This window comes from Promicromonospora sp. Populi, assembly GCF_041081105.1.
Taxonomy (GTDB): domain Bacteria; phylum Actinomycetota; class Actinomycetes; order Actinomycetales; family Cellulomonadaceae; genus Promicromonospora.
Genome location: NZ_CP163528.1, coordinates 807,982 through 833,415, shown reverse-complemented (window position 1 = coordinate 833,415; position 25,434 = coordinate 807,982). Strand labels below are relative to the sequence as shown.

Below are 25,434 nucleotides of genomic sequence, written 5' to 3'. Positions count from 1 at the left end.
CTAGCGCGGCGCGGCCGACAGCGGGACCGCCGACGGGCGCTCGCACCGGCTCTCGACCTTGACCGTCGAGCCGCTGTCGGCGGCCGCGAGCAGCGACGTCATGATGTCGAGCACGTGGTATGCGAGGTCGCCGTTCGCGCGCGCGGCCTCCCCGACCGGGGTGGTCGCGAGGTCGGCGATGCCGTACCCGCGGGCCGCGTCGCGGTATCCCGCGCTCGGCTCCAGCGTGCGCCACTCGCCGCCGAGCTCGTGCAGCTCCACGTCGCCGTCGAACCCGTTGGGATCGGGTACCACCAGCGACCCGGTCTGGCCGTGCACCTCGATCCGTGATGAACGAGTGGCGACGGAGTCGAAGCTCATCACGAGCGTCGACAGCGCGCCGGACTCGTGCCGCAGCACCCCGGTCACGTGCGTGTCGACGTCGACCGGGACCGTCTCCCCCGCCCGCGGCCCGGACCCGATCACCCGGGTGGCCCGGGTGTGGCTGGCCGCGCCGACCACCGACTCCACCGGACCGAGCAGGGTGACCAGCGCGGTCACGTAGTACGGACCCATGTCCAGCAGCGGGCCGCCGCCGGGCTGGTAGTAGAAGTCGGGGTTCGGGTGCCAGCGCTCGTGGCCCGGCGTCATCATGGTCGCCGTCGCCGCGACCGGCGTGCCAATGGCCCCGTCGTCGATGGCCTTGCGCGCCGTCTGCACGCCCGTGCCGAGCACGGTGTCCGGGGCGCAGCCCACCCGCACGCCGGCCGCACGCCCCGCCTCGATGATCGCGTCGGCGTCCTGAAGCGTGGCCGCGAGCGGCTTCTCGCCGTACACGGCCTTACCACCGGCGATCGCCTTCAGCGCGACCTCGGCGTGCGCCGCCGGGATGGTGAGGTTCAGGACGAGGTCGACCTCAGGGTCGGTCGTCAGCTCGTCCACGGTGAGCGCACGCACGCCCTGCGCTTCGGCAACGGCAGAAGCGCGGGCCGCGTCGAGGTCGGCGACGGCGACAAGCCGCACGGCCTCCAGCCGCTCGAACGTGGACAGGTACGCGCCGGAGATCGCCCCGACCCCGACGATCCCGACTCTCAGCGGCTGGCCCACAGGATGCCCCTCTCGATGATGGTGCGGACGTTCTTGTCGTTGAGCACGCCGAGATCGTGCCCCGGCGTCGAGACGAAGATGCGGCCGTCGCCCCACTGGCGGGTCCAGATCGCCGGGCAGGTGATCGGCCGGTGCCAGGGGTCGAAGTCGCGCGCGGCGATCGTCGTCGTCGCGAGCACGTCGTTGTAGGCGTCCGACAGCACCCAGTACTGCTCGGTGGTGAGCTCGAAGTCGGAGATGCCGGCGACGATCGGGTGGTCGGCCCGCTCGGGCACGATGTCGATGGTGTGCCGCACGAAGCAGTCGGTGCCGTCGTCCGGGAGCTCGTCGCGGGGCGCCTTCGCCGGATGCGTGGCGAACTGCCCGCCGATCAGCTGCAGGTACTCCGAGCTGTTCCGGTAGGAGTCGGCGATGCCGCCGTGCCACCCCGCCAGCCCCGTACCGTTCGCCACCGCCGCGACGAGCCCGCTCAGCTCGTCACCGGCGATCGTGTTCATCGTGTTGGTCTGCACGACGACGGCGACGTCCGCCATGTACTCGGTCTCCGTGTAGACGGTCGTCTCGTCCTCGACCCGCACGTCGTACCCGTGCTCCTTCAGGAAGGGGAGGAACGAGTCGGTGGTCTCGACCGGCTGGTGCCCGGTCCATCCCCCGCGCACGACCAGCGCGTGCTTCGTCATCGAAGTTGTCATGTTGTGCTCTCCACTCGTCATGTTGTGCTCTCCACGCAGCGAGTCGCGCAAACCTGGTTAGTCGTCAACAGGGTCAGTCCCCCACCGGGCCGGTCGAGCCGCGCACGACCAGCTCGGTCGCGAGCGGCGACCCGGCGGCCTCGGTCGGCCCGGCGTCCGGCGGGTCCTCGCCGAGACGGTCGAGGATCTTCCGGGCGGCGAGCTCCCCCATGAGCCCCAGCGGCGTGCGGACCGTGGTCAGCGGCGGCGACGTGAAGTCGGAGCCGAAGATGTCGTCGAACCCGACGATGCTGAGCCGCCCGGGGATCCGCAGGCCCCGCTCCTGCGCGGCGTGCAGCAGCCCGATGGCCATCAGGTCGTTGTAGGCGAACACGGCGCTCGCCCCGGAGGCCACGACGGCGTCCAGCGCGTCCCGGCCGCCCTGGAGCGTGGGGACCCCCGGTCCGATCTGCGTGGCGGCGACCCCCAGCTCACGCGCCTGGGCCGCGAGCGCCTCACCCCGCGCCGCGCTCATCCAGGACCGGTCGGGCCCGCTCAGGTAGACCAGCGACGTGTGCCCGAGGTCGGCCAGGTGCGTCAACGCCTGCCGGATCCCTGGCCCGAGCTGCGGGACTATCGCCTCGACGTCCGCGGCGCCCTCGACGCGCCGATTGATCACCACGAGCGGCTTGGTCTCGGCGAGCGCGGCGATCTGCGCGTCGGTGAGGCGCGTCGTGCCGAGGATCAGGCCGTCCACGGACGGCGCTATCCGTTCGACGGTCGCTGCCTCGCGCTCCCCGGACTCCTGCGACTCCGCGATGACCAGCGTGTAGCCGCTCAGGGCGGCGGCCCGCTCGGCGCCGCGCAGCACGTCGAAGTACATCGGGTTGGTGATGTCGGCGATGATCAGGCCCAGCGTGCGGCTGCGCCCGGTCGGCAGCGCCCGCGCCATCGGGTTGACCCGGTAGTTGAGCTGCTTCGCCGCGTCCTGGATGGCCTTCTCGGTCTTCGCGCTGATCCGCCCGGGCTTGCTCAGGGCGCGCGAGACCGTAGACGGGTTGACGCCGGCCAGCACGGCGATGTCGTAGATCGTCGGAGCCTTCTCGCGCACGATCAGCTCCGCTCGGGGTACAGCGCTTCGTCGCGGATGCGCTCGTTGAGCAGGGCGAGGAACTCGTCCTCGTCGAAGTCCAGCGGGACCTCCTTGCCCAGCCAGCTCGACAGGTGGATGGCGTTCGCCAGCCGGACGCCGGTCATCCCCTCCGCGCCGGACGAGAACAGCGGGGCGCCGTGCAGGATGTGGTCCGTGAAGTTCTGCAGCACGCCGACGTGCTGGTTGCCCCACGCGGAGTCGGTGTTGATGACCTCCTGCGTGTAGTTGTCGTGGCTGTCGACGCCGCCGGAGGTCAGGTTCGCGAGGTCCGCCGCGTGCTCGGCGCTGGCGAGCACGCGCTCGGGGAGCTTGAACCGGGTGACGGTGGCGGTGGTGCTGTTCTCGACGACGATCTTGCCGGCGTCGCCGAGGATCTCGAACCGGTCGGTGCCGATCATGTCGTGCGTGGCGGTGACGAACACGCCGGTCACGCCGTCGCCGTAGTCGGCGAGCGCGGTGACCTCGTCCTCGACGGCGATGTCGCGGCGGAACCCGTAGGCCACCTTGGCGTAGACCGTCTTCGGCACCCCGCAGATCCACTGCCACAGGTCGAGCTGGTGGGGCGCCTGGTTCACCAGCACACCACCGCCCTCGCCGCCCCACGTCGCCCGCCACGCGCTCTGGTCGTAGTAGGGCTGAGTGCGCCACCAGGTGGTGATGATCCAGTTGGAGCGCCGGATCGCGCCGATCTCGCCGTTCGCGACGATCTCCTTGAGCCGCTGGTACAGCGGGTTGTTGCGCTGGTTGAGCATGATGCCGAACGCCACGGACGGCTTGGTAGCCGCGTACGCGTTGAGCTCGGCAACCTGCTTCGTGTAGACGCCCGCGGGCTTCTCGATGAGCACGTGCAGGTCGCGACGCAGTGCCTCGATGCCGATCTGCGGGTGCAGGTAGTGCGGCACGGTGGTCACTACGGCGTCGACCGTCCCGGAGTCCAACAGCTTCACGTAGTCGTCGAAGAACGGGACGTCCGGGTACCGGGACGCCGCAACGTCCGCCTTGGCCGGGTCGACGTCGGCGATCGCGCCCACGACGAGACCCTCGACCAGGCCGTCGGTGATCTGCTGCGCGTAGATCGAGCCCTGGGTGCCGAGCCCGATGATGCCCAGCCGCAGCGTGCCTGCCATGTTTGCCTCTTTCATCACTGGAATCTCGTCGCCGGGCTTCATCACTGGAACAGCTCGCGGTACCCGAGCCCCACGAGGTTGTCGTACGAGGTCTGCAGGCACTCGAGCGGGGTGCGCCCGTAGTGCTCGTCCTGCTCGACGAGGAGGTACTCGGCACCGACCGCGACGCTCTCGTCGATGATGGCCGGGAAGTCGAGGTTGCCCTCGCCCACCTCGGCGAACTGCACCACCTTCGCCAGCTCGGCCTCCCACGGCCCCCGGTCGCCGGCGTCGAGCGCCGCGAACGCGGCGGGCGAGATCCGCCCGATCCGGTAGTCCTTGAGGTGCACCATGGCGACGCGCCCGGCGTACTTGCGCAGGGTCGCCACCGGGTCGAGGCCGCCGCGCTGCACCCAGTGCACGTCGATCTCGAAGCCCACGAGCGGGGCGCGCTCGGCCAGCACGTCGAGCAGGTACCGCCCGTCGTACTTCGCGAAGTCGATGTGATGGTTGTGGTAGTACAGGCGGATGCCGTGCTCCTGCAGCCGGGCCGCCATCTCATTGCTGTCGTCGGCGAACTTCTCGACCGTCGCGGGCGAGGCCATGGCCTCTGCGGGCAGCATGCCGATGCGGATCATCTCGGCGCCGAGCGTCTGCGCGTCCGCGACGAACTTGTCGAAGTGGGTGGTCAGCGACTCGTGGTCCCCGCCGGGGCCTGTCAGGCCCCCCGAGATCGACGCGATGTCCAGCCCGAGCTCCGTACGGGCCCGGGCGAGCTCCGCGACGTTCTCTTTTGTCATCGCGACCATGGAGATCTCCGCCGCGTGGTAGCCGATGTCGCTCACCAGCCGGAGCGTCTCGAACAGCCCACGCTCCGCGAACTCGGTCCGCAACATCATGGTCTGGACACCGATCTTCGCCAACGTCACGCCTCCCTGCGTCTCGTCTTCCCTGCTGCTGATCTACTGCTGGCCTGCCGCCGCCCACCGCTGCCCGGCCGCTCGGCAATCGGTTGCCAACCGATCCTCACCCTAGTAGACCCGGAGCCGTCAGCTCCAACCCGAAGGACGCCGCCACGCTCGCCCCGCCGGCCAGCACGATCGGTCCCAGCGGGCCGCCGTCCGACTCGTAGCCGCGCGACGCCGGCTCCAGCGCGATGGTGTCCATCAGGCCCCACCACGGGAACCCCGCCGTCTGGTGATGCTCCTGCCAGACGTAGAGGTAGGGGAACAGCTCGGGGTCCCACCGGAGCACCACTGCGGCACCCGTGTCGTGGTTGCGCAGCTCGGCGGTGCCCCGCCCCTCGGCCAGGACGGTCCGGAAGGCCCCGTGCGAGCTGCCGTCCCGGGGGAAGTAGATGTCGACCGGGTCGCCGCCCACCGACAGCTGCGAGCTCGGCCCGATGAGCGCACCGGAGAACGCCGGATGCTCGGTCCAGCTGAAGGCGACGTCGCGGTCCGACTGGTTCGTGATGCTCTGCCGCACCTCGACGCCGACCGCGGTAGCGACGACGCTGCGCCGCACCACGAACGGCGTCGTGCGCAGCACGACCTCCAGGGTGCACGACGTCGCATCGTGCTCCACCACACGCCAGCGCCGCCAGGCGGCCTCGCCGTGGAACGGGTGCTCCACGCCGCCGAGCGTGCGGGCATCCCCCGCGTGCGGCACCAGCGTGTGCCAGCCGCCCGCGTATCGACGGTGCCACTCCTTGTTCGAGCTGTCGGACAGGTAGGTACCGGACCACTCCTCGTCGGCCCACGGTGTGCGCACGAGGAACTCCGTGCCGGTGGCGGTGTGCAGAACCGAGGACACACGCGCGCCGGTCGCGACGACGGTCACAGAGAAGGCGCCGTCGGGCGACGCGAGGTGGATCCGGCGGTCGGAAGGTGCGGGTCCGCTCACTGGAGGGCGTACTGCCGGGTCCGGCGGACGGAGGGAGCAAACGACGCGTGGAAGATCGTCGACGCCGCGCCGATCGCGCCCGCCTCCACCTTCACGAGCGAACGCTGCACTGAGACGTGCCTGGCCTGGTGGGCCGTCGGCAGGGTGTTGACGGCCCGGTCGATGGTCGTGACCACGATCTCCTGGAGCTCCGGCTCGAACGCCGGGCCGCCGATGACCAGCAGCGGCAGGTCGAGCAGATCGATGAGCGCGACGGCGCCGAGCGCTATGACGTCGGCGATCTGCTGGGCGGCCCCCGTGGCCGCGGGATCGCCGGCGGCGACCTCCGCGCACATCTCGCGGTAGGTCCTCGCCTTCCCCGAGTACCCGAGCTCGTGGGCGATCTCCAGGAGGGCTACCGGCGGGTTGCACTCCCGCACGAGCTGCGGCCGCCCCGCGTCGTCGACCCGGCCGAGCCGGATCGCGCAGAGCTGACCGAACTCGCCCGCGTTCGCGCTGGCGCCCCGGTAGGTCTCACCGTTGAGCACCAGGCCCGAGCCCATGCCGGTCCCGAAGTACAGGTACACGAAGTCGCCCGCGCGCTCCGTGCGCCCGATCCACCGTTCGCCGACGGCGGCCGCGGCGCCGTCCTTCTCCAGCACGACCGGGCACTCGAGCCGCTCGGCCAGCAGCGCCTTCAGGGGGACGTTGCGCCACACCTGGGACAGCGGCAGGTCCAGGAGCTGGCCGTCCACGGTGATCGGCCCCGGCGCGGCCACGCCGACGCCGAGGAAGGTGCCGGGCGAGATGCCCGACGCCGCGACGACGTCCTCGACGCACCCCGCGATGATCTCCACCAGCGCGTCCGGCGCGACCTCGTCGGTGAGCGGCACGCTCCGGCGCTCCAGGACCTGCCCGTCCAGGTCGGTCAGGACGACAGAGATCAGCTCGGGGTCGACCAGCACCCCGGCGGCGTGCGCGGCCTCGGCCCGCAGCCGTACGGGCGTGCGCGGCTTGCCCAGGCGTTCGGTGCGCTCCTGGGCGCCCTCGATGAGGAGGCCGCGCTCCAGGAGCACCCGGAGGATCCGGGAGACCGACTGCTGCGTGAGCCCGGTCTGCTCCGAGATCTCCGTGCGGCTGATCGTGCCGGCCTGGCGGATCGTCTCGATGATGGTGACCTCGTTGAACGAGCCGAGGTCGTGCTGGTTGGCGCCGGGTTGCTTGCGGTCGCTCAGCGACCGCGGGTTCCGGGTGGTGTACGGCCGGATCTCGCCCAGCGCGCGGCCGGGATCGTCTTGCGCGGTCACGGTGCCTCCAGAGCTCCGTCGGGACGGCGGACGCCGGCGGCCCAGGCGTCGTGCCCGGAGAGCTCGGCCGGAAAACGAGCGGCGGCTTCCTCGTCGATGCTGATGCCCCAGCCCGGGGCGTCGTTCGGGAAGAGCCAGCCGTCCTGGATCCGGAGGGTGCCCGGGAACACCTCGTGGGTGGCCTCGTTGTACACGTGGCCCTCCTGGATGCCGAAGGCGGCGGACGTGACGTCGAGCGCCACGTTGGCGGCGGCGCCGATCGGAGAAGTGTCCCCCGGCCCGTGCCACGCCGTCCGGACCCCGCTGAGCTCGGCCAGGTCGGCCACCTTGCGGGCCGGCGTCAGGCCGCCGATGTCGGAGACGTGGCTGCGGATGAAGTCGACCCCGCCGTCGCGCACGAGCCGCACGGCGTCGGTGAGCGAGGTGGTCAGCTCGCCGACGGCGAGCGGGACCGGGCTGGCGGCCCGCACCTCGGGCAGCCGGTCCCAGTGCTCGGGCGGCAGCACGTCCTCCAGGAAGAACAGCCCGTACGGCTCCAGCGACCGCGCCAGCAGCACCGCCTCCTTGGGGGTCAGGCGGGAGTGCACGTCGTGCAGCAGCTCGATGTTGTCGGGCAGCTTGTCCCGGGCGGCCTCGAACAGAGCGGGGACCCGGCGCAGGTAGTCCCGGGCGCTCCAGCCGTTGTGGTACGGCGCGTCCGGGTACTCGGTGGGCACGGCCGGTGCGCCGTATCCCCCGCCGCCCGGGGTGGAGAGCTGCAGCCGGATGTGCCGCCAGCCCTCCTCTATGAAGCCGTGCGCCTCGTCGATCGCCTCGTCCGCCGTGCGGCCCGCCGCGTGGATGTAGGTGTCGGCCGCCGCGCGCACCTTGCCGCCCAGCAGCTCGTGCACGGGCATGCCCGCGCGCTTGCCCGCGATGTCCCACAGCGCCTGGTCGATGCCCGAGATCGCGTTGTTGGTCACCGGGCCGCCACGCCAGTACCCGGAGAACGCCGCAAGCCGGGTGAGGTCACCGATGTCGCCCGGGTACCGGCCCACCAGGAGCCGCGCGAGGTGCTCGTCGACGAAGGTGCGCACGGCCTTCCAGCGCTGCGTGAACGTCGCGCAGCCCAGTCCGTACAGTCCCGGCACGTTCGTGTCGATCCGCACGACGACGAGCGCCGTGCCCTCCGGCGCCGTGGCGATCGCGCGCACCGACGTGATCCGGATGTCCTCCCGGGCCGGCCATGGATTCGCGAACGTGTCGATGGACATGCGTGTCAGTGCTCCTTCTTGTCTCTCCATGATGGAGGTTCGTCAGATGTCGAGCGGCAGGTCGAGCGTAGGTATCGCCACCTCGTGGTGCGCCTCGAACCCGATCAGCTCGCGGGCTGGCGTCAGGTCGATCGGCACCTCCCGCTCGACAAAGCGGCGCAGCCTCGGCGTCTCGGGCACGAACGCCCTGAGCATGTCCTCGGTCCGGTACGGCGCCAGAGTGTTGTTCGCCGCGAGGAAGAACGCGTGAGCGCCGGTCGTGGACGCCGTCAGCGACAGCTCGATCGCCCGGGCGGCATCCTCGGTGGTGAGGTACGACCAGGCCTCACGGATCCCGTCGCGCGGCGAGCCGGCCAGCGCGCGCGACTGCTCGAGCAGGACGTCCGGCGTGTTCACGTGCGGGAACCGCAGGGTCACCACGTTGATGCCCCAGTGCCGCCAGGCCATGCGCGACGTGTTCTCGTCGTTGTGCTTGGACAGCGAGTACCAGTCCGCGAGGTCGACCGGGATGTTCGTGTCGATCGGGAAGTACGCCGGAGTCACGTCGTGGAGGTTCTGCGGCAGCCCATAGGCGTTGATGCTGCCCGCCACCACGGCGCGCGTGATGCCCAGGGCGCCCGCCTGGGCGAGCACGTTGAACGTGGAGACCACGTTGGTCGTGTACACGTCGTAGGCCGGCGCGATGTCGCGGTGAGCGAGCGCGGCCAGGTGCACCACGAGGTCCACCCCCTCCAGCGCGGCGGCGACGTCCGCCTGCGACTGCGTGTCCCCCACGAGCACCCGGTCCGCCACGAGGTGCGGGTTCTCCCGGTGGGACAACGTTGTCACCGACGCCCCGGCCTTCCGGAGCCGTTCCACCGTCACCGGCCCGATGCGGCCTGATGCCCCCGTCACCAGCACACGACTTCCCTCGAGCGTGCTCATCCCTTGATCCCTCCGGCCGTACCGACACCACGTAGGAACTGCTTCTGGAAGATCACGAACAGCACCACCGGCAGGATGATCGTGAGGAACACGGCGGCCATCTGCACCGAGAGCGGCGAATTGCCCTGCGCGATGCGCGGCAGCATGACGGAGACCGGCTGCAGGGCCGGGTCCGACAGCACCAGCATCGGCCACAGGAACTCCTTCCACGACCCGATGACCGAGAGCAGCGCGACGACCCCGATGATCGGCCGGGACAACGGGAGCACTACCGAGAACAGGACCCGCAGCGGCCCGGCGCCGTCGATCTTCGCCGCCTCCAGGAGCTCGCGCGGGATCGAGTCGAAGAACCGCACGAGCACCAGGACGTTGAACGCGCTCGCGGCCGACGGCAGCCACACCGCCCAGAACGTGTCCTGCAGGCTGATGTTCAGCAGCGGCATCCGCAGGATCGTGAGGTAGAGCGGCACGAGCGAGATGACCCCGGGGAGGAACAGCGTGGCCAGGACGGCGCCGGACAGCACCGGCCCCCACTTGGGCCGCAGCACGCTCAGCAGGTAGGCGCCGGTCACGCTGACAAACAGCGTGGCGATCGTCGAGCCCACGGCCAGGATCACGGTGTTGCCGAGCGACTGACCGATCTGGGCGCCGTTCCACGCCAGGGGAAGGTTGCCCCACTGGTTGGGCGTGAACCAGATGCTCATCGGGTCGGACACGATCGCCTGGCTGCTGGAGACCGATGCCTTCGCGGACCAGACGAGCGGCCCGAGCCCGGCGATCACCAGCCCGACGAGCATCAGGGACTGGATGATCCACAACCAGACCTGCACACTGCGTCGCTTGCGGTCAGCCGACGAGATCACGCCGCGTTCCTTGGGCTCCTGCGCCGCCCGGCGTCTGCGCCCTCGTCGGGCCAGAGCCGGCGCGGCCCCGGGAGCCGGCGGCACCCCGCCCGCCGTCGTCAGAGCCGTGTCGTCGACGACACTCATGAGGGGCTCCATCTCTTGGTGGCGAAGTAGTAGACCACGGAGAGCAGGCCGAGGAATCCGGCCAGCAGCACGCTGAGCGCGCTCGCGGCCCCGAAGTCGCCGTTGACGAACGCGTAGTTGTAGATCTTGAGCAGGATGGTCTGGGTCGCGTTGCTGGGCCCGCCGCCGGTGAACAGGAACGGCTCGGTGAAGATCTGGAACGTCCCGATCAGCTGCAGCAGCATCATGACCAGGATCACCCCGCGCAGCTGCGGGATGGTGATGTGCCAGACGCGGCGCCAGATGCCGGCGCCGTCGATCTCGGCTGCCTCGTAGAGCTCGGTCTTGACCGTGCTCAGTGCGGCGATGTAGATGATTGCCGTCGACCCGGCGCCCGCCCATGTCGCGTACAGCACGATCGAGGGCATCGCCATCGCCTCGGCATTGAGCCACGGATAGGGGCCGAGCCCGATCCAGCCGAGCGCCGTGTTGAACATGCCGGAGCTCGACGGGTCGTAGAAGAACTTCCACAGCAGGATCGCCGCGACCGGGGGGACGATGGCGGGGAGGTAGGCGAGCGCGTTGTACAGCCCGTCGTACCGCCGCAGCTCGTTGATGAAGACGGCCAGGAAGATCGGGATCGGGAACCCGATCACGAGCGCGAGCGCCGCGAAGTAGACGGTGTTCAGCGCGGCCTGCACGAGCCCCGGGTCGTTCAGCACGTACTCGAAGTTGCCCAGGCCCACCCACTCGGCGGGCGCGACCAGGTTGGTCTTCTGCAAGCTGATGACCAGTCCCTGCAGGATGGGACCCCAGCTGAAGTAGAGGAAGATCACCACGATCGGGATCGCGAAGAGCACTGCTTGCAGCCCGCCGCTGCGGTACCACTTGCTCACGCTGAACCGCGGGCGGCTGCGCTGCGCGACCACGGTGCGTGAGGTGCGTGAGGCCTGAAGAGTCGACATGAACAGGTGCCTCCTTTCTGGGAGGGTTCTAGCGCCCGGCCTGCCCGCATCGCGGGCAGTGCTCGGCCGGGCGCGGCGTGCCTGCCGCGCCCGGCCGAGCGTCACGCACTACCGCGCGGCCTGCGCGATGATGCCGTCGATGACGTCGTTGGCATCGGCGATCTCCTGCTCGATGTCGGCGTTCTCGTCGGTGAGGATCTTCTGCACCACCGGGTCGAGGGCGGCGTAGGTCTCCTGGGTCGACGTCGGCGGCTCGCCGATCAGCTCCAGCTCCGAGTCGATGTAGCCCTGGAACTGGTCGCGCGGCACGTCGATCAGGGGGTCGATCCAGCCGATGTACTGCTCGTCGACCTCAGGGGAGACCGGCGGGAGGCCGGGGATGCCGACCGGGTTCCCGGCGGCGGCGTCGGCCTCCGCACGGTCGATCGCGATGTCCTCGTCGTAGTACTTGTCGAACTCGTAGAACTGGATCCACTTGGCTGCCGCGAGGAGCTGGTTGGGCGTCGCCTGGACGTCGAACAGCTTGAGCGTGCCGCCCGTGAGGGTGCCGTTGACGCCGTTGGCCTGCGGCAGCTCGGTGACGCCGAGATCCGCCGGGTCGAACTCGTAGTCCTGCACGATGGGCTTGTAGATGTCGGGGGCCTGCAGCAGGATGCCGATGTCGTCGGCCGCGAACGCCTGGCGGGCCGCGTCCTGGTCGTAGAGGAACTGGTCGCCCATGGAGTCGTCCTCCCAGCGCATGTCGTGCAGCAGCTGGAGGGCCTGGGTGGTCTCGTCACCCATCACGGCCTCGGTGCCGGCATCGTCCTGGATCCGGCCGCCCATGCTGTAAGTCATCGTCGTGAGCATCCAGCCGCCCGTGTTGTTCGTGGTCATCTGGGCGTAGCCGGCGACGTCGGGCACCTCCTCGGAGATGGTCCGCGCGGCCTCACGCACCTCTTCCCATGTCGTCGGGGGGCTGTCCGGGTCGAGGCCCGCCTGCTCGAAGATGTCCCGGTTGTACGCGAGGCCCACCGAGAACAGCCCGGTCGGGATCGTGTAGATCCGGCCCTCCTCGTCCTGCACGTTCGCCAGCGCCAGCGGGTTGAGGTCGTCGATCAGGCCGAGCTCTTCGAGGTACGGGGTCATGTCGGGCAGCTGCCCGTCCGCGATCAGCTCGTGGCTGTACGTCAGCGAGACGCCCATGACCGTCGGCAGCGTGCCGCCGGCGAGCTTGGCCTGGAACGTCTGGGCGTCCCAGACCTCGGTGCTGGGCTCGATGGTGATGTTCGGGTTCGCCTCCCGGAACGCGTCGAGCTGCGCGTCGAACGCCGCGCGCTCCTCGGGCTTGTCCGCGGTCGGGTAGTCGCCGACCGTGATCGAGACCTCCGCGTCCGGGTCCAGCTCGGCGGCTGCCCCGCCGTCCGAGCTCGGGGTGAGGCCGGAGCACGCCGTCAACGTGGTCAGTGCTCCGACCGTTCCAGCTGCGAGCAGATGCCGCAGTGTCAGTTTCTTCATTGAAACTCCTGTGAGGGTGTGGATTCGAGACGCGCACGCTGGGGGCGGGGCGTTCCGTCGGACTTTAAGACCATGAGTGTTAAATAGTCAAGGAACCTCGGGAGTGCCTCGTAAGGCAGGCCATCTCTCCGGCGAAACACCGCGCTGGCAACCGATTGCCTCGCTCGCCCCGCCGCCCGTACGGTAGCCACCATGACCGACGACGCTCCCCGATGGCACCTGTCCGGATTCGGCGACGAGATCGACCCGGACCCCCGCGTGCAGGTGGCAGTCCTCCAGGCGCTCGGTGCCCGCCACCTCGAGGTCCGCAGCGCCTGGGGCACCAACGTCGCCGACTTCACGCCCGGCCAGGCCAAGGAGCTGCGCTCGATCCTCGACGCCGCCGACCACCGCGTCAGCGCCGTCGCCTCTCCCCTGGGCAAGGTCGACATCTCCGCGGCAGCCGACGAGGTCGACCGCCTGCGCCGGGTTGCCGAGACCGCGCACACGCTCGGCACCCGCTACGTGCGGATCTTCTCGTTCTACCGCCCCGAGGGCGTGCCCGCCGAGGCCATCCGGGACGATGTCCTGAGCGCGCTCGCCGCGCTGGCCGACGTCGCGCGGAGCGAGGACCTCGTGCTGCTGCACGAGAACGAGAAGGAGATCTATGGGGACACTCCCGAGCGCGTGCTCGACCTGGCGCGGAACGTGGCGAGCCCTTCTCTCCGCCTGGCCTGGGACGCCGCGAACTTCGTCCAGGTCGGGGTGCGCCCGCACACGGCAGCCTGGGCCGACCTCGCGCCGTACGTCGAGTACCTCCAGGTCAAGGACGCCGACCTGGCCACCGGCCGGACCTGCCCCGCAGGTGACGGCGACGGCGAGGTCGAGGCGACCGTGACCGCCCTCGCCGCCGCCGGCTACAGCGGTTTCGCCTCGCTCGAACCGCACCTCACCGAGGCCGGACGGCTGGGCGGGTTCTCCGGCCCGGCCGCGTTCGGCGTCGCCGCCCGCGCCTTCGCCCGCATCACCGACCGAGCAGGAGTCCAGCTCCGATGAGCACCCCTTCCACTCCCCCGCCCACTCCGTCGCCGTCCACGGCCCCGCTGCGTGTCGCGATCGTCGGCTGCGGCGTCATCGGCCGCCTGCACGCCGACGTCGCTGCCGCGAACCCCCACCTGGACGTCGTCGCCGTCGTCGACCCCTACCAGGAGCGCGCGGCGGAGGTCGCCGCGATCCTGACCGGGGCCGGGCGGGCCGCCCCGGTGGCCTACCCCGACCTGGGCGCCGCGCTCGACGCGGGCGGCATCGACGTGGTCACCGTGTGCACGCCGAGCGGCGACCACGCCGCGCTCGCGCTCCAGGCGCTGGAGGCCGGCGCGCACGTCGTCGTCGAGAAGCCCCTGGACGTCGCGATACCAGCGGCCCGGCGCCTGCGCGACGCCGCGGCGGCGCGCCCCGAACAGGTCGTCGCCGTCATCAGCCAGCACCGGCACGACCAGTCGTCGCTCGCGATCCACCGCGCGCTTGCTGCGGGCCGGTTCGGCCGCGTGACGTCGGCCGTCGCGAGCGTGGACTGGTACCGCACGCAGGCCTACTACGACTCCGGCGAGTGGCGCGGCACCTGGGCCATGGACGGCGGCGGCGCGCTGATCAACCAGGGGGTGCACACTCTCGACCTGCTCCTGTGGTTCCTCGGCGAGCCGGTCGACGTCGTCGCGCACACCGCCCGGCTCGGCCACGACCGGATCGAGGTGGAGGACGTCGCCGTCGCGGTCCTCCGGTTCGCCTCCGGCGCGCTCGCCACGCTGCACGCCTCGACCACCGTCTACCCCGACCTGGGCGCCCGGCTCCAGGTACACGGCACCGAGGGCTCGGCGATCATCGAGGGCGACGAGCTCACCTTCTTCCACGCCCGCGACGCCGAGGGCGGCGCGTGGACCGCGAACCAGGCGCACCTGGAGGTGCCTCAAGCCGGCTCGGCCGAGAGCCCGCGCGGCGTCCTGGACCCGGCCGGCTCGCACACCAGCCAGTACGGCAGCTCGCACGCGCCGCAGTGGGCGGACGTCGTCGAGGCGATCCGCACCCGGCGGGCGCCGTCCGTGACGATCGACGACGGGCTGCGCGCGCTCGCCACCGCGCGCGCCGTCTACCTCTCGTCCGCCCTGGAGCAGTCCGTCCGCGTGGCGGACGTGATCGCGGGCAAGTACGACGACGTCACGCTCGCCCCGACCGATCCTGCGTAGGCGGCCCCTGCTTGATGACTTCGGTCGGTTGCACGCCCTGCTTCGTGACTTCGGTCGGTTGCTCTGAGATCGGTCGTTTGATTGACCGATCTCAGAGCAACCGACCGAAGTCACAGATGGGCTGGTGCAAGGGACCGAACTCGGCGCCCCGGCTCCCGCGCACATGAACGATGACGCATCACATTGACGAATCAGGGCCGGTCGCTCCGCCGTAGGTGGCGATCTTGTACTCGGTGGCCGCTAGCGACAGCGTCAGCTCTCGGATGCGGCGGCGGACGGTGTCGCGGTGCTCCAGCAGGATGTCGAGGCGTTCGGGCTCGGTGTGCTTCCCGGCGTCGACCAGCGCGACGTAGTGCTGCAGGTCGCGCATCGGCATGCCGGACAGGCGCATCCGGGTGAGGAACACGAGGCGGCGCACCGCGTCGGCGTCGTACAAACGATGGCCGGCCTGGTCGCGGGACACCGTGACCAGGCCGGCCCGCTCGTAGTAGCGCAGCGTGTGGGGCGAGACGTCGAGGTGCTCGGCGGCCTCGGCGATCGTCATGGGCTCGGGCGTGCCGGTCTGGTCCGCGAGGGCGTGGATCACCTCGATCGTCCGCGAGTCGTCGTCCCCGAGCGCGGCGAGCGCCCGGGACATCAGATCGTCCGTCGCCATGGTCATCAGACTAGATCGGCCGGGCCGACGCCGGGACGCCCTCGAAGTCGGCGCTGCGCGCGGTCTCGGCCCACTGCTCGACGTCGGCCAGGCCGCGCCGGTGCATGGCCGAGATCCGCTCGACCGCCTCCCGGCCGAGCGGCAGGCGCAGCGGCACCTCGGGTCCGTGCGCGAGGGACACGATGATCTTGGCGGCACGCGCCGGGTCGCCCTCCTGGCGCCCGTGGGCCCCGGCCAGGTCGGCGCGGACGGCGGCGAGCCGATCGCCGTAGGCCTCGGACGGCTCGGCGAACTCGAGGACGCCGGTCGCGTTGAACTCGGTCCGGAACCGGCTCGGCTCGACCAGCAAGACGCGGATCCCCCACGGCTCCACCTCACCGGCGAGCGCCTCGGACCAGCCTTCGAGCGCGAACTTCGACGCCGAGTAGGCGGACACACCCGGGTAGGAGATCCGCCCGCCCTGGCTGCTCATCTGCACGATGGTCCCGCTGCCCTGGGCGCGCATGGCGGGCAGCGCAGCGCGGACGAGGGCTGCCGGGCCGAACAGGTGCAGGTCCATCACCTCGCGCAGCTGCGCATCGCTGGTCTCCTCCACCGCGCCGACGAGCCCACGGCCGGCGTTGTTGACCAGCACGTCGAGCCGGCCGAACCGGTCGAGGGCCGCCTGGACGAGGCCAGCGGCCGCGTCGACGTCGCGCACGTCGTGCGCCACGACCAGGCAGTCGTCGGGGTAGGCGGCGGCCACTGTCGCGATGCTCTCGGGACGGCGGACGGCGGCCACCACGTGGTCTCCGGCCGCGAGCGCGGCGTGCGCCAGCGCGCGGCCGAGTCCGCGGGACGCTCCGGTAATGATCCAGGTCTGTGCTGGGCTACTGGTTGCCATGCCGGCGACGCTAGGTCTTCGAGCGCACTCGAAGGCAAGCCCCGGCGTTCCAGCATGCCGAGACGTCAGCGTGCGAGCGGTAGCTCGAACCCGGCCGGGCCGTTGTCAGGGATGCTCGCGCGCCAGTGGGCTCGACGTCGGCCCTCGTCACCGCGGGGGTAGGTGAGGCCAGCTTCCCTCGCGGCGGTCTCGATGCCGCGCATGGTTGCCCCGGCGGCGGCCGGGCCGGAATGCGCACGGCCGGCCGGCCGTTGGTGATGAGCGTGAACAGCACGCCGGGAGAGTCCGCATGAGCATCATCGACGCCAGCAGGTCGGACCAGGTCGACGCGGCGGCCGCCGTCGGCCCGCCCGTGGAGACCGCACCCGACGACACCCTCCCCGACTACTCCATGCTGGACGATCCCGCGTGGTCCTCCCTCACCGGGGCGCACGCGCATCTCGCGGAGGGCGGCGACCGGGTGCGCCGGTACCCCGCCGACGTCTCGCCGTTCGCCGCCGTCCGGACCTGGGACGACCCCGGCGTCTGGGCCGCGATTGTCGACCTGGTCGGGCATGGGGCCGAGTTCCCCGCCCCGCCCGAGTCGGTCCCGCTGCCGCCCGGCTGGGTGCGGACGTGGGAGCTGGAGGGTGTGCAGCTCGTCGAGACCGAGCGCCTGCAGGGGCGGCCCGACGACGAGGCGGTGCTCCTCGGCGCCGCCGACGTCCCCGAGATGCTGGACCTCGTGGACCGCGCCCGGCCCGGCCCGTTCCTGCCCGGACCTATCAGCTGGGCCGGTATGTCGGGATCCGGCGCGACGGGCGCCTCGCGGCCATGGCCGGCGAGCGCCTGCAGCCCGCCGGCTGGACCGAGATCAGCGCCGTCGCCACCGACGAGCGGTACCGCGGCCAGGGCCTGGCCTCACGCCTCGTGCTCGACGTCGTCCACCACGTCCACCAGCGGGGCGCGCGCGCCCTGCTGCACGCCTCGGCGACCAACACGAGCGCGATCCGGCTCTACGAGGGCCTCGGCTTCGAGCAGCGCCGGCGGACGACCTTCGGCGGGGTGCGCACGCCCAGCAGTCCGTGACCTCAGTGCGTGACCGGAGCCTCTTCCGTCTCCTTGTCCTTCTCCTTGCGGGACGGCAGCAGGTGCATCACGCCGACCACGGCGGCGCCGACCACGAGGCCGATGATCGCGGAGCACAGGGTGTTGAAGAGCCAGCCGAGGGTGCCGCCGAACACGCCGGTGGCATCGTGGATGGCGAGCTCGAGGTGGTGCACCCACTCGTAGGGCGCGGGGATCCAGCCGGTGCCGTCCGCGCCGAGGTTGACGAGCAGGATGTGCCCGCCCACCCACAGCATGGCCACGGTGCCGACCACGGAGATCACGGCGAGCACGCGCGGCATCGCCTTGACGAGCCCCCGGCCCAGCGCCTTGGAGAACCCGGACTCGCGCTCGGCCAGGCGCAGGCCGACGTCGTCCATCTTCACGATGGCCGCGACGATGCCGTAGACGATGATCGTGATGACGAACGCCACCACCACGAGGATCGCGAGCCGGGACCAGAAGGGCTCGGTCGCCACCTCGGCGAGCGCGATGACCATGATCTCGGCCGACAGGATGAGGTCGGTGCGGACGGCGCCCGCGATCATCTTCTTCTCGGCCTCGGGGCTGACCTCCGTGGCCGGCAGCTCGGGGTCGTGGTGGCCGGAGACCCGGTGCCAGATCTTCTCGGCGCCCTCGTAGGCGAGGTACGTGCCGCCGATCATGAGGATGATCGGCAGGAGCCACGGCAGGAACTGGCTGAGCAGCAGCGCGGCCGGGAGGATGAAGACCAGCTTGTTGCGGATCGACCCGATGGCGATCTTCTTCACGATCGGCAGCTCGCGCTGCGCCGCGACGCTGCGCAGGTACTGCGGCGTGACGGCGGTGTCGTCCACGACGACGCCCGCCGCCTTGGCGGTCGCACGGCCGGCGGCGGCACCGACGTCGTCGATCGACGCCGCCGCCAGCTTCGCGAGCGCGGCGATGTCGTCCAGCAGTCCTATCAGGCCACCCACGGCGCACCCCGCTCGGATCGATGTGTCGTCATACCGCAACCCTATGCAATCCCGGCCGGTTGCCGGGCATCGAACGCTCGGCGCGCACGTCCGCCGTGTCAGACGGCCAGGTCACCCAGGCACCTGAGCGTCTGACACGGCGGTCGTCCGGTCAGCGCCGCACCGGGTCCAGCTGGAGGTAGTCGAGGTTCCAGTTCTGGTAGGCATCCTCGGGCAGGCTGATCCGCAGCGTGTGCGTCCCCTTGGTCAGTCGCTGGGTGACGCCGCTCGGCTGGAGCTCCTGCTTCGCGTGGCTCGTCGTGTTCCGGATGTCGACGCGGGCGCTTGGGGCGCCGTCGTCGAACGACACCGTGTACGCCCCGGCGGGCGAGTAGGGCGACGAGGCGCGCAGCGCGACCTCGTAGGTACCGGTGCGCGGGACCACCACGTCGTAGGTGAGCCACTCGCCGCCGCGCAGCCAGCCGAGGCTGACCGCCCCGTCCAGGTCCTGGATGTCGACGCCCTCACCGGGGCGCATCTGCAGGTTGCTGCGGTTGGCGGGTTCCAGGTCGTGATACCCGACGCCCTCTGTGGCGAGGAAGTCCTCCGCCTGGACGCGCACGCTGCCACTCGGCAGCGGGTCGCCCGTCCCGGTGCGCAGCCAGCGTTCGAGCTTCTCGACGTCGTCGGTCTGGAAGATGGTGGTGTGGTAGCTCTTGACCAGCGTCTCCCAGCCGCGCAGCGGGTCGATCAGCGACGCCTCGTCGGTCATGGTCGCCGACAGGCCGTTCCACATGGTGTTGCTCCAGACCCGGCTCACAGCAGCGATCCGGTCGAGGAACGGCCGGCGCGCGACGGCGTCCGCGGTGCTGTCGAAGTTGACCTCGTAGGCGACGGGCTGGTCGGCGCCGAACTCGTCGAAGGCCGCCAGGTTCGCGTCCGTGACCATGTGCATGTAGACGGCGCCGCGGTGCGTGGCGCGGAACTCCTGGACCTGGGCCACCGGCGCGTCCGACTTGTACAGGCCGTTGCGGACGGTGCCCGTCTCCACCAGCACGTCCCAGATCTCCTCGCGGAACGGCCAGCCCTTGTCGAGGTTGACCAGGCCGCGGTTCTTCACCAGCCGCATCGCCTCCGCCAGCGTCGGGACCGGCTCGTCGGTGAGCGCCGCCTGGGCGCCGCCCAGACCCTCGCGCAGGTGCAGGTCCTCGACCTGCGCCAGCGTGAGGCTGTCGACGCGGCCGGTGCCGTCGGTCGTGCGGTCCACGGTCGTGTCGTGCATCAGGACCGGGACGCCGTCGGCAGTGAGCTGGATGTCCAGCTCGACGATCTCGGCGCCGTCCTCGAACGCATCGAGGATCGCCGGGACGCTGTTCTCGGGGGCCGAGCGCCACTGGGCACGGTGTGCGGCCGTCAGGATCTTGGCGTCCGGGCCGTGATCGAGGAGGTCACGGTAGGCGCGGTCGGCGGCCGTGCCACCGCTGTGGCCGGGGCGGGTGTGCGCGAGGGCCTGGGCGGACGTGCCGGCCTGCGCCGTGCTGGCCTGCTCGGCGCTTGCCCCAGCGCTCGCCGCGGCCCCGAACTGGGTCGCCGCCACGGAGACGACGGCGCTGGACAGCACCAGTGCGGCCGCCGAGACGACGGCCCCGGCGCGGGTGCGGATACGTAGGTTCATGGGGGCGACTCTCGCGCCGCAGCCACGCGCCGCGGCGAAGGGCACGCGGCGCGTGGCTGAACACTTCCTGAACCCTCGGGCCAGGCCTCGATCCAGACCTCGCGCCTCAGGAGCTCCCGCACTCGACGCGGGCGTCGGCCCAGTCGGCGTGGTCGAAGTTCTTGCCGTTGGTCGCCTCGTCGGCGACCAGGCGCAGGCGGCGCACACCGGTGACGTCGACGTCGAGCGGCACACCGCCGTCGCTGTTGGTCAGGACCGGCGTCTCGGTCAGCAGGACGCCGTCGCCGTAGACCTGGAACCGGACCGAGCCCGTGCCGGACTCCCCCGGTGTCTCCAGCACCTCGTCGTCGATGCCGACCACCGCCCGGAACCTGGTGCAGGTGCCGCCGAGCCACGCGGTCAGGGAGCCGGTGGCGTGCATGCCGACACCCTTGGCGTAGGTGACGCCGGCGATCTTGAGCGGGCGCCCGTCGCCCCCGGCGGCCTGCCCGTTGGACCGGTCGCGCTCGATCGGGCCGTAACCGTTCGACTGCTCGATCCAGTCGAGGTCGGAGATGTGGCGCGGCCCGGTCAGGGCGGGCGGGGTGACCCAGAGCGTCGCCTGGCTCGCGGCGGTGTAGCGGTCGCCGCCGTCCCCGTAGCCGACGTCGACCGGCACCTCGAACGTGCCGGTGACGCCGTCGGCGGGGACCCGGACCTGCCACGTGACCTGGGCACTCTGCCCGGCAGCCAGCCGCGCCACGGTCTGGGTGCCCCGGTCGGCCGACCAGCCCGCGGGCAGGTCGGGCGTCAACTCGACGCGGGTGACCTCGCGGTCGGCCACGGAGAACGTGCTGCGCAGCTCGAACGTGCTGCCGGGTACCACGTCGGCCTGGGCCGGGTGGACGGTGAGCGTGACGTCCGGCCGGGCCTCGACCGGTTCGAGGCAGGAGGTGCGGTTCCCGGTGGCCGCGCACACCACGGCGACAAAACCGCCGTTGTTCGCCGTCGGGACCTCCAGCGTGTCGCCGGTGGTGGCCCGGACGGTGCGGTGCACGGTGGCCGACCCGTTCGCGCCGTCGTCGGTCAGCAGGTCGACGAGCACCTGGGAGCCGCTCGCGAGGCCTGTGAGCGGGAGCCGCAGCGGGGCGCCGGAGCCCGCACGCATGCCGCCCACGAACCACCGGTCGCCCGAGCGCCGGGCCAGCACCGCGTCCCGCCCGGGCGTTCCGCTCAGGAGCCGCACCTCGTCCCAGGTAGTGGGTAGGTTCTGCAGGAACGGCATGGCGTTCGGCTCGGCGTCGTACCCCTCGGGCCTGTCCGAGATGTGCTGCCAGCCCGACTCGTACAGCACGCTCATCGCCACCTGCTGCGCCTTGGACGTCCTGTCGTTGTCGCGGGAGAACACCACCGGCGTGAAGTCCATCGACCCCACGACGCCCCGCGTGAACGGCACGATCAGGCTGCGCTCCGGGCTGATCCCGTTCTCCATGCCGCGCACCGCCTCGTAGCTCATGATGTGCGGCCACGTGCGCTGCAGGCCCGTGGGCAGGGCCGACCCGTGGAAGTTGACCATCAGCTCGTACCGGGCGGTGTCGCGGGCGACGTCGTCGTACCACTGGTGGATCTCCTGCGAGTCGGAGTCCATGAAGTCGACCTTGATCCCACTCACGCCCCACGACTTCAGGCGCGGCAGCCACTCGTCTCGCTGCGCCTGCGTGCGCAGGTCACGGCTGTGGAACCAGGCGATGACGTCGACGCCGCGGGTGTGGGCGTACCGGACGGTGCGGGGCACCCAGCTCGCGTCCCAGCCCTCGTCCAAGAGCACGTACTCCCAGCCGTTACGCGCGGACAGGTCGATGAAGTCGCGCTGGCGAGCCTCGTTCCGCGGGCTGTTCCCGTCGGTCAGCCAGCTCCAGCTCGACCGGCCGGGCTTGATCCAGTCCGCGCCCGGGTCGAGTGCGCTGGGGGTGGCGAGATCGTCCACCAGGGTGGAGCCGACGACGGCGGCGAGGTCACCGACGACCGCCACCCGCCACGGCGTCGACATGGCGCCGGTCCAGGACACGGGCCGGCCCTCGAACAGGTCGACGGCGTAGCGCAGCGAGCCGGGCGTGTGCGTCAGGTGCGAGCCGGCGTAGTCGCCGTGCAGGTCGGCCTCGGTGAGCAGCGTGTACCGGCTGCCCTGCTGGAACAGCACCGGGAAGCCGACGCTCGCGGCACCGTTCCCGGCCGCGGCCGTGGTGGTGCTCCACTCGGCCTCGTAGTTCACGGCGTACGACCGCTGCATCCACGCCGGCCCGTCCGCCGCCGGCTTCCACGCGCCCGACTCGTCGTCGACCCGGTGCACGCCGGGGCCGTCGAGCAGGTAGCGGTAGGCGACGCCGTCGTCCGACACCCGCACCGCTATCCGGATCCGCGCGCCACCGGGGTTCGCGAACGTGAACACCGACTCCTGGTGGGTGTAGGACCGGCGCTCGCGCTTGCCCGTCGTCATCGTGTACGAGTCCGCGACCGTGCGGTCCTGCCGGTCCACGAACCGCAGCCCGGTCGTGAGGTCGCCGTCGCTGCCGCGCAGCCCGAGGCGCGTCGCCGAGAGCACCCGCGCGCCGTCGGCGACGACGTCGAGCGAGACCTGCCCCGCAGCGTCCAGGCGCAGCAGACCGTCCAGGTCGGCGCGGCGCGGGCCCTCCACCCGCCACCGCCCGGCGGTGCCGGCCGGAGCCGCGTCCGGGCCCGAGGAACCCGGCGGGGTGGCGCTCGCTGAGCTCCCGGTGACCATCAGCCCGCTCGCGACGAGCACGAGTGCTGACATCGCTGTCATTGCACGAACCGCCAGGCGGCGCGCCGTTACGAGTTTCACGAGGTCTCCCTTGACTCCGGAACTGGCCACGGCGCCCGATGCGCCGTGGCCAGGCTAGGAGAAATCGTGTGAATCGGTCAACGGCATTGCCCCCTTTGCCGCCATCCCATTGCTGTGAATAGCAGCGAAGGGGGTCAGCGGCCCGGGCGAAGGTCCAGACGGCGCAGGAGCTGGGCGTTCAGGGCGACGACGATCGTCGAGAGAGACATCAGCACCGCGCCCACCGACATCGGCATCACAAAGCCGATCGGCGCCAGGACACCTGCCGCGAGCGGCACCGAGATCAGGTTGTACCCGGCCGCCCACCACAGGTTCTGCTGCATCTTGCGGTAGCTGGCTCGCGACAGCTCGATCACCGACAGGACGGACCGGGGGTCGTCGCTGGCGAGGATCACGCCCGCGGACGCGATGGCGACGTCGGTCCCGGCGCCGATCGCTATACCGACGTCGGCCTGGGCCAGCGCGGGGGCGTCGTTGACGCCGTCGCCGACCATCGCGACCTTACGGCCCTCCGCCTGGAGCTGCTGGACCTTCGCGGACTTGTCTCCCGGCCGCACGCCCGCGAAGTAGCGGTCCACGCCGAGCTCGTCGGCCACGGACCGCGCGACGGCCTCGGCGTCGCCGGTGATCATGACCACCTGGACGCCCAGGTCATGCAGGGCCTGGACGGCGGCGGCGGACTCCGCCCGCACCTCGTCCTCGAGCTTGATCCCGCCGATCACCACCCCGTCACGCAGGACGTGCAGGATGATCGCGCCCTCGCTCCGCCAGGCGTCCGACGCCGGCAGCTCCTCCTGGCCGTGCTCCTGAAGGAGGCGCGGCCCGCCGACCCGGATCTCGTGGCCGTCGACCGTCGCGGTCACACCCACGGCGGGCGAGGACGTGAAGCCCGAGGCCCCTGGCACAGCGAGGCCGCGCTCCTGGGCGGCGCGCACGATGGCCTTGGCCAGGGGGTGCTCGCTGTCCGACTCCGCGGCCGCCGCGAGCGCCAGCAGCGTGTCGCTGTCCAGGTCGCCGGCCGGCTGCACCGCGCCGACGGTGGGCTCGCCCTTGGTGAGGGTGCCGGTCTTGTCGAACAGCACGGTGTCCACGGTGCGCATGCTCTCCAGCGCCAGCCGGTCCTTGATCAGGACGCCGCCGCGGGCAGCGCGCTCGGTGGCGATCGAGACGACGAGCGGGATGGCGAGCCCGAGCGCGTGGGGGCAGGCGATCACGAGCACCGTGACGGTGCGGATCACTGCGTCGTCCGGCAGCCCGACCAGGGACCAGACCACCGCCGTGATCGCCGCGGCGCCCAGGGCGAACCAGAACAGCCAGCCCGCGGCGACGTCGGCCAGGCGCTGGGCGCGGGACGACGAGTTCTGCGCCTCGGTGACCAGGCGCTGGATGCCTGCGAGCGCCGTGTCGTCGCCGGTGGCCGTGACCTCGATCCGCAGCCCCGAGTCGGTGGCGACGGTGCCGGCGGTCACCGCCTCGCCGGGGCCGCGCGGGACGGTGCGCGACTCCCCCGTCACCATGGACTCGTCCATCTCGGCCCGCCCGTCGACGACGCGGCCGTCGGCAGGGATGCTCCCGCCCGGCCGTACGACGACGACGTCGCCGACAACGAGGTCGGCCGGCGAGACCTTGACGATCTGGTCGCCGTCGACCCGTTCGGCCTCGTCCGGGAGCAGCGCGGCCAGGGAGTCGAGGGCCGACGTCGTCTGCGCGAGCGAGCGCATCTCGATCCAGTGGCCCAGCAGCATGATCACGATCAGGAGTGCGAGCTCCCACCAGAAGTCGAGCTGGTGATCAAGCAGGCCGAGGCTCGCACCCAGGGAGGCGACAAACGCGACGGTGATCGCGAGCCCGATGAGCAGCATCATCCCGGGCTTGCGAGACCGGAGCTCGCTGACCGCCCCGGTGAGGAACGGCCAGCCGCCCCAGGCGTACATCACCGTGCCGAGCACGGGCGGGATCGCGGTCACCCAGGCGGTGTCGGGCAGGTCGTAACCCAGGATCATCGCGAACATGCCGGAGAAGGCGACGACCGGGACGGCGAGCACGAGCATGATCCAGAAGAGTCGGCGGAACTGGGCTACGTGATCGCCGTGGCCGGCGTGGCCGCCATGACCGGTGTGGTCCGCGTGCTCGTCGTGCCCGTGACTGCGCTCGTGTCCGTGATCGTGGAGCGCGGCCGGCGCGGCCGCGGCGGGCCGTTCCGTGGAGTGCTTGTGTGGCTCGTTCATGGGATCGCTCCTGAGTTGAGCAGTGACACCTCTGGTGCAGCAGTAGCTCCATATATACCCCTCTGGGGTATCGGGGTCAAGCGCTCCCGGAGACGCC

Annotated in this window: 21 protein-coding genes; 3 read left to right on the top strand and 18 right to left on the bottom strand. The window is 71.2% G+C overall.

Translation table 11 applies throughout. The features are described 5' to 3' along the window. The 12 genes from AB1046_RS03725 to AB1046_RS03670 all read right to left on the bottom strand — a co-directional run bounded on the left by AB1046_RS03725 (position 1) and on the right by AB1046_RS03670 (position 12,811). Complete coding sequence (locus tag AB1046_RS03725; RefSeq protein ID WP_369372459.1) at positions 1-1,086, bottom strand: Gfo/Idh/MocA family protein; 1,086 nt, start codon at positions 1,084-1,086, stop codon at positions 1-3. Next, positions 1,071-1,778, bottom strand: coding sequence for a ThuA domain-containing protein (locus AB1046_RS03720; RefSeq protein WP_369372458.1), 708 nt, complete (start codon positions 1,776-1,778; stop codon positions 1,071-1,073). Before AB1046_RS03720 ends, AB1046_RS03725 begins: the two co-directional genes overlap by 16 nt. Positions 1,779-1,851: 73 nt before the next feature. After that, a complete protein-coding gene (locus tag AB1046_RS03715) occupies positions 1,852-2,868 on the bottom strand; it encodes a LacI family DNA-binding transcriptional regulator (protein WP_369372457.1) in 1,017 nt (338 codons plus the stop codon). A 2-nt stretch (positions 2,869-2,870) separates the two neighbouring features. Then, positions 2,871-4,037, bottom strand: coding sequence for a Gfo/Idh/MocA family protein (locus AB1046_RS03710; RefSeq protein ID WP_369372456.1), 1,167 nt, complete (start codon positions 4,035-4,037; stop codon positions 2,871-2,873). Between the two features lie 41 nt (positions 4,038-4,078). Beyond that, positions 4,079-4,945 carry a sugar phosphate isomerase/epimerase family protein gene (locus AB1046_RS03705; RefSeq protein ID WP_369372455.1) on the bottom strand — a complete coding sequence of 289 codons (867 nt, stop codon included), beginning with the start codon at positions 4,943-4,945 and terminating at the stop codon, positions 4,079-4,081. A 97-nt stretch (positions 4,946-5,042) separates the two neighbouring features. Then, on the bottom strand, positions 5,043-5,918 hold the full coding sequence (locus tag AB1046_RS03700) for a hypothetical protein (protein ID WP_369372454.1): 876 nt from the start codon (positions 5,916-5,918) through the stop codon (positions 5,043-5,045). Continuing rightward, on the bottom strand, positions 5,915-7,204 hold the full coding sequence (locus AB1046_RS03695) for an ROK family transcriptional regulator (RefSeq protein WP_369372453.1): 1,290 nt from the start codon (positions 7,202-7,204) through the stop codon (positions 5,915-5,917). Before AB1046_RS03695 ends, AB1046_RS03700 begins: the two co-directional genes overlap by 4 nt. After that, the gene (locus tag AB1046_RS03690; RefSeq protein ID WP_369372452.1) at positions 7,201-8,457 is read right to left on the bottom strand and encodes an enolase C-terminal domain-like protein; all 1,257 of its coding nucleotides are present in this window, start codon (positions 8,455-8,457) and stop codon (positions 7,201-7,203) included. Before AB1046_RS03690 ends, AB1046_RS03695 begins: the two co-directional genes overlap by 4 nt. 42 nt (positions 8,458-8,499) lie before the next feature. Next, positions 8,500-9,381 carry an NAD-dependent epimerase/dehydratase family protein gene (locus AB1046_RS03685; protein WP_369372451.1) on the bottom strand — a complete coding sequence of 294 codons (882 nt, stop codon included), beginning with the start codon at positions 9,379-9,381 and terminating at the stop codon, positions 8,500-8,502. Further along, positions 9,378-10,370 (bottom strand): carbohydrate ABC transporter permease, encoded by a 993-nt coding sequence (locus AB1046_RS03680; RefSeq protein WP_369372450.1) that lies wholly within the window; start codon positions 10,368-10,370, stop codon positions 9,378-9,380. The genes AB1046_RS03685 and AB1046_RS03680 overlap by 4 nt, the downstream gene beginning before the upstream one ends. Further along, positions 10,367-11,314, bottom strand: a complete 948-nt coding sequence (locus AB1046_RS03675) for a carbohydrate ABC transporter permease (RefSeq protein ID WP_369372449.1) — start codon at positions 11,312-11,314, stop codon at positions 10,367-10,369. Before AB1046_RS03675 ends, AB1046_RS03680 begins: the two co-directional genes overlap by 4 nt. A 108-nt stretch (positions 11,315-11,422) precedes the next feature. Further along, complete coding sequence (locus AB1046_RS03670) at positions 11,423-12,811, bottom strand: ABC transporter substrate-binding protein (protein WP_369372448.1); 1,389 nt, start codon at positions 12,809-12,811, stop codon at positions 11,423-11,425. A gap of 192 nt (positions 12,812-13,003) precedes the next feature. Here AB1046_RS03670 and AB1046_RS03665 point away from each other — a divergent pair, with 192 nt between their 5' ends. Together AB1046_RS03665 and AB1046_RS03660 are read left to right on the top strand one after the other, a co-directional pair. Continuing rightward, positions 13,004-13,846, top strand: coding sequence for a sugar phosphate isomerase/epimerase family protein (locus tag AB1046_RS03665; protein ID WP_369372447.1), 843 nt, complete (start codon positions 13,004-13,006; stop codon positions 13,844-13,846). After that, positions 13,843-15,033 carry a Gfo/Idh/MocA family protein gene (locus tag AB1046_RS03660; protein ID WP_369372446.1) on the top strand — a complete coding sequence of 397 codons (1,191 nt, stop codon included), beginning with the start codon at positions 13,843-13,845 and terminating at the stop codon, positions 15,031-15,033. The genes AB1046_RS03665 and AB1046_RS03660 overlap by 4 nt, the downstream gene beginning before the upstream one ends. A 178-nt stretch (positions 15,034-15,211) precedes the next feature. On the opposite strand, the gene AB1046_RS03655 is transcribed toward AB1046_RS03660, so the two are convergent. Both AB1046_RS03655 and AB1046_RS03650 read right to left on the bottom strand, forming a co-directional pair. Further along, positions 15,212-15,688 carry a MerR family transcriptional regulator gene (locus AB1046_RS03655; protein WP_369372445.1) on the bottom strand — a complete coding sequence of 159 codons (477 nt, stop codon included), beginning with the start codon at positions 15,686-15,688 and terminating at the stop codon, positions 15,212-15,214. A gap of 10 nt (positions 15,689-15,698) precedes the next feature. Next, entirely contained in the window at positions 15,699-16,571 is an 873-nt protein-coding gene (locus AB1046_RS03650; RefSeq protein WP_369372444.1) for an SDR family NAD(P)-dependent oxidoreductase, read from the bottom strand. Positions 16,572-17,384: 813 nt separating this feature from the next. Between AB1046_RS03650 and AB1046_RS03645 the strand changes: the two genes are divergently transcribed. After that, the gene (locus AB1046_RS03645) at positions 17,385-17,639 is read left to right on the top strand and encodes a GNAT family N-acetyltransferase (protein WP_369372443.1); all 255 of its coding nucleotides are present in this window, start codon (positions 17,385-17,387) and stop codon (positions 17,637-17,639) included. A 2-nt stretch (positions 17,640-17,641) separates the two neighbouring features. Here AB1046_RS03645 and AB1046_RS03640 read toward each other — a convergent pair whose 3' ends face one another. From AB1046_RS03640 to AB1046_RS03625, 4 genes are all read right to left on the bottom strand, one after another. Then, a complete protein-coding gene (locus AB1046_RS03640; RefSeq protein ID WP_369372442.1) occupies positions 17,642-18,613 on the bottom strand; it encodes a DUF808 domain-containing protein in 972 nt (323 codons plus the stop codon). Between the two features lie 151 nt (positions 18,614-18,764). After that, positions 18,765-20,267: a glycerophosphodiester phosphodiesterase family protein gene (locus tag AB1046_RS03635; protein ID WP_369372441.1), complete on the bottom strand. Its 1,503-nt coding sequence runs from the start codon at positions 20,265-20,267 to the stop codon at positions 18,765-18,767. Between the two features lie 106 nt (positions 20,268-20,373). After that, a complete protein-coding gene (locus AB1046_RS03630; protein ID WP_369372440.1) occupies positions 20,374-23,061 on the bottom strand; it encodes a glycoside hydrolase family 97 catalytic domain-containing protein in 2,688 nt (895 codons plus the stop codon). A 182-nt stretch (positions 23,062-23,243) separates the two neighbouring features. Further along, positions 23,244-25,337: a heavy metal translocating P-type ATPase gene (locus AB1046_RS03625; RefSeq protein ID WP_369372439.1), complete on the bottom strand. Its 2,094-nt coding sequence runs from the start codon at positions 25,335-25,337 to the stop codon at positions 23,244-23,246. Positions 25,338-25,434 lie beyond the last annotated feature (97 nt).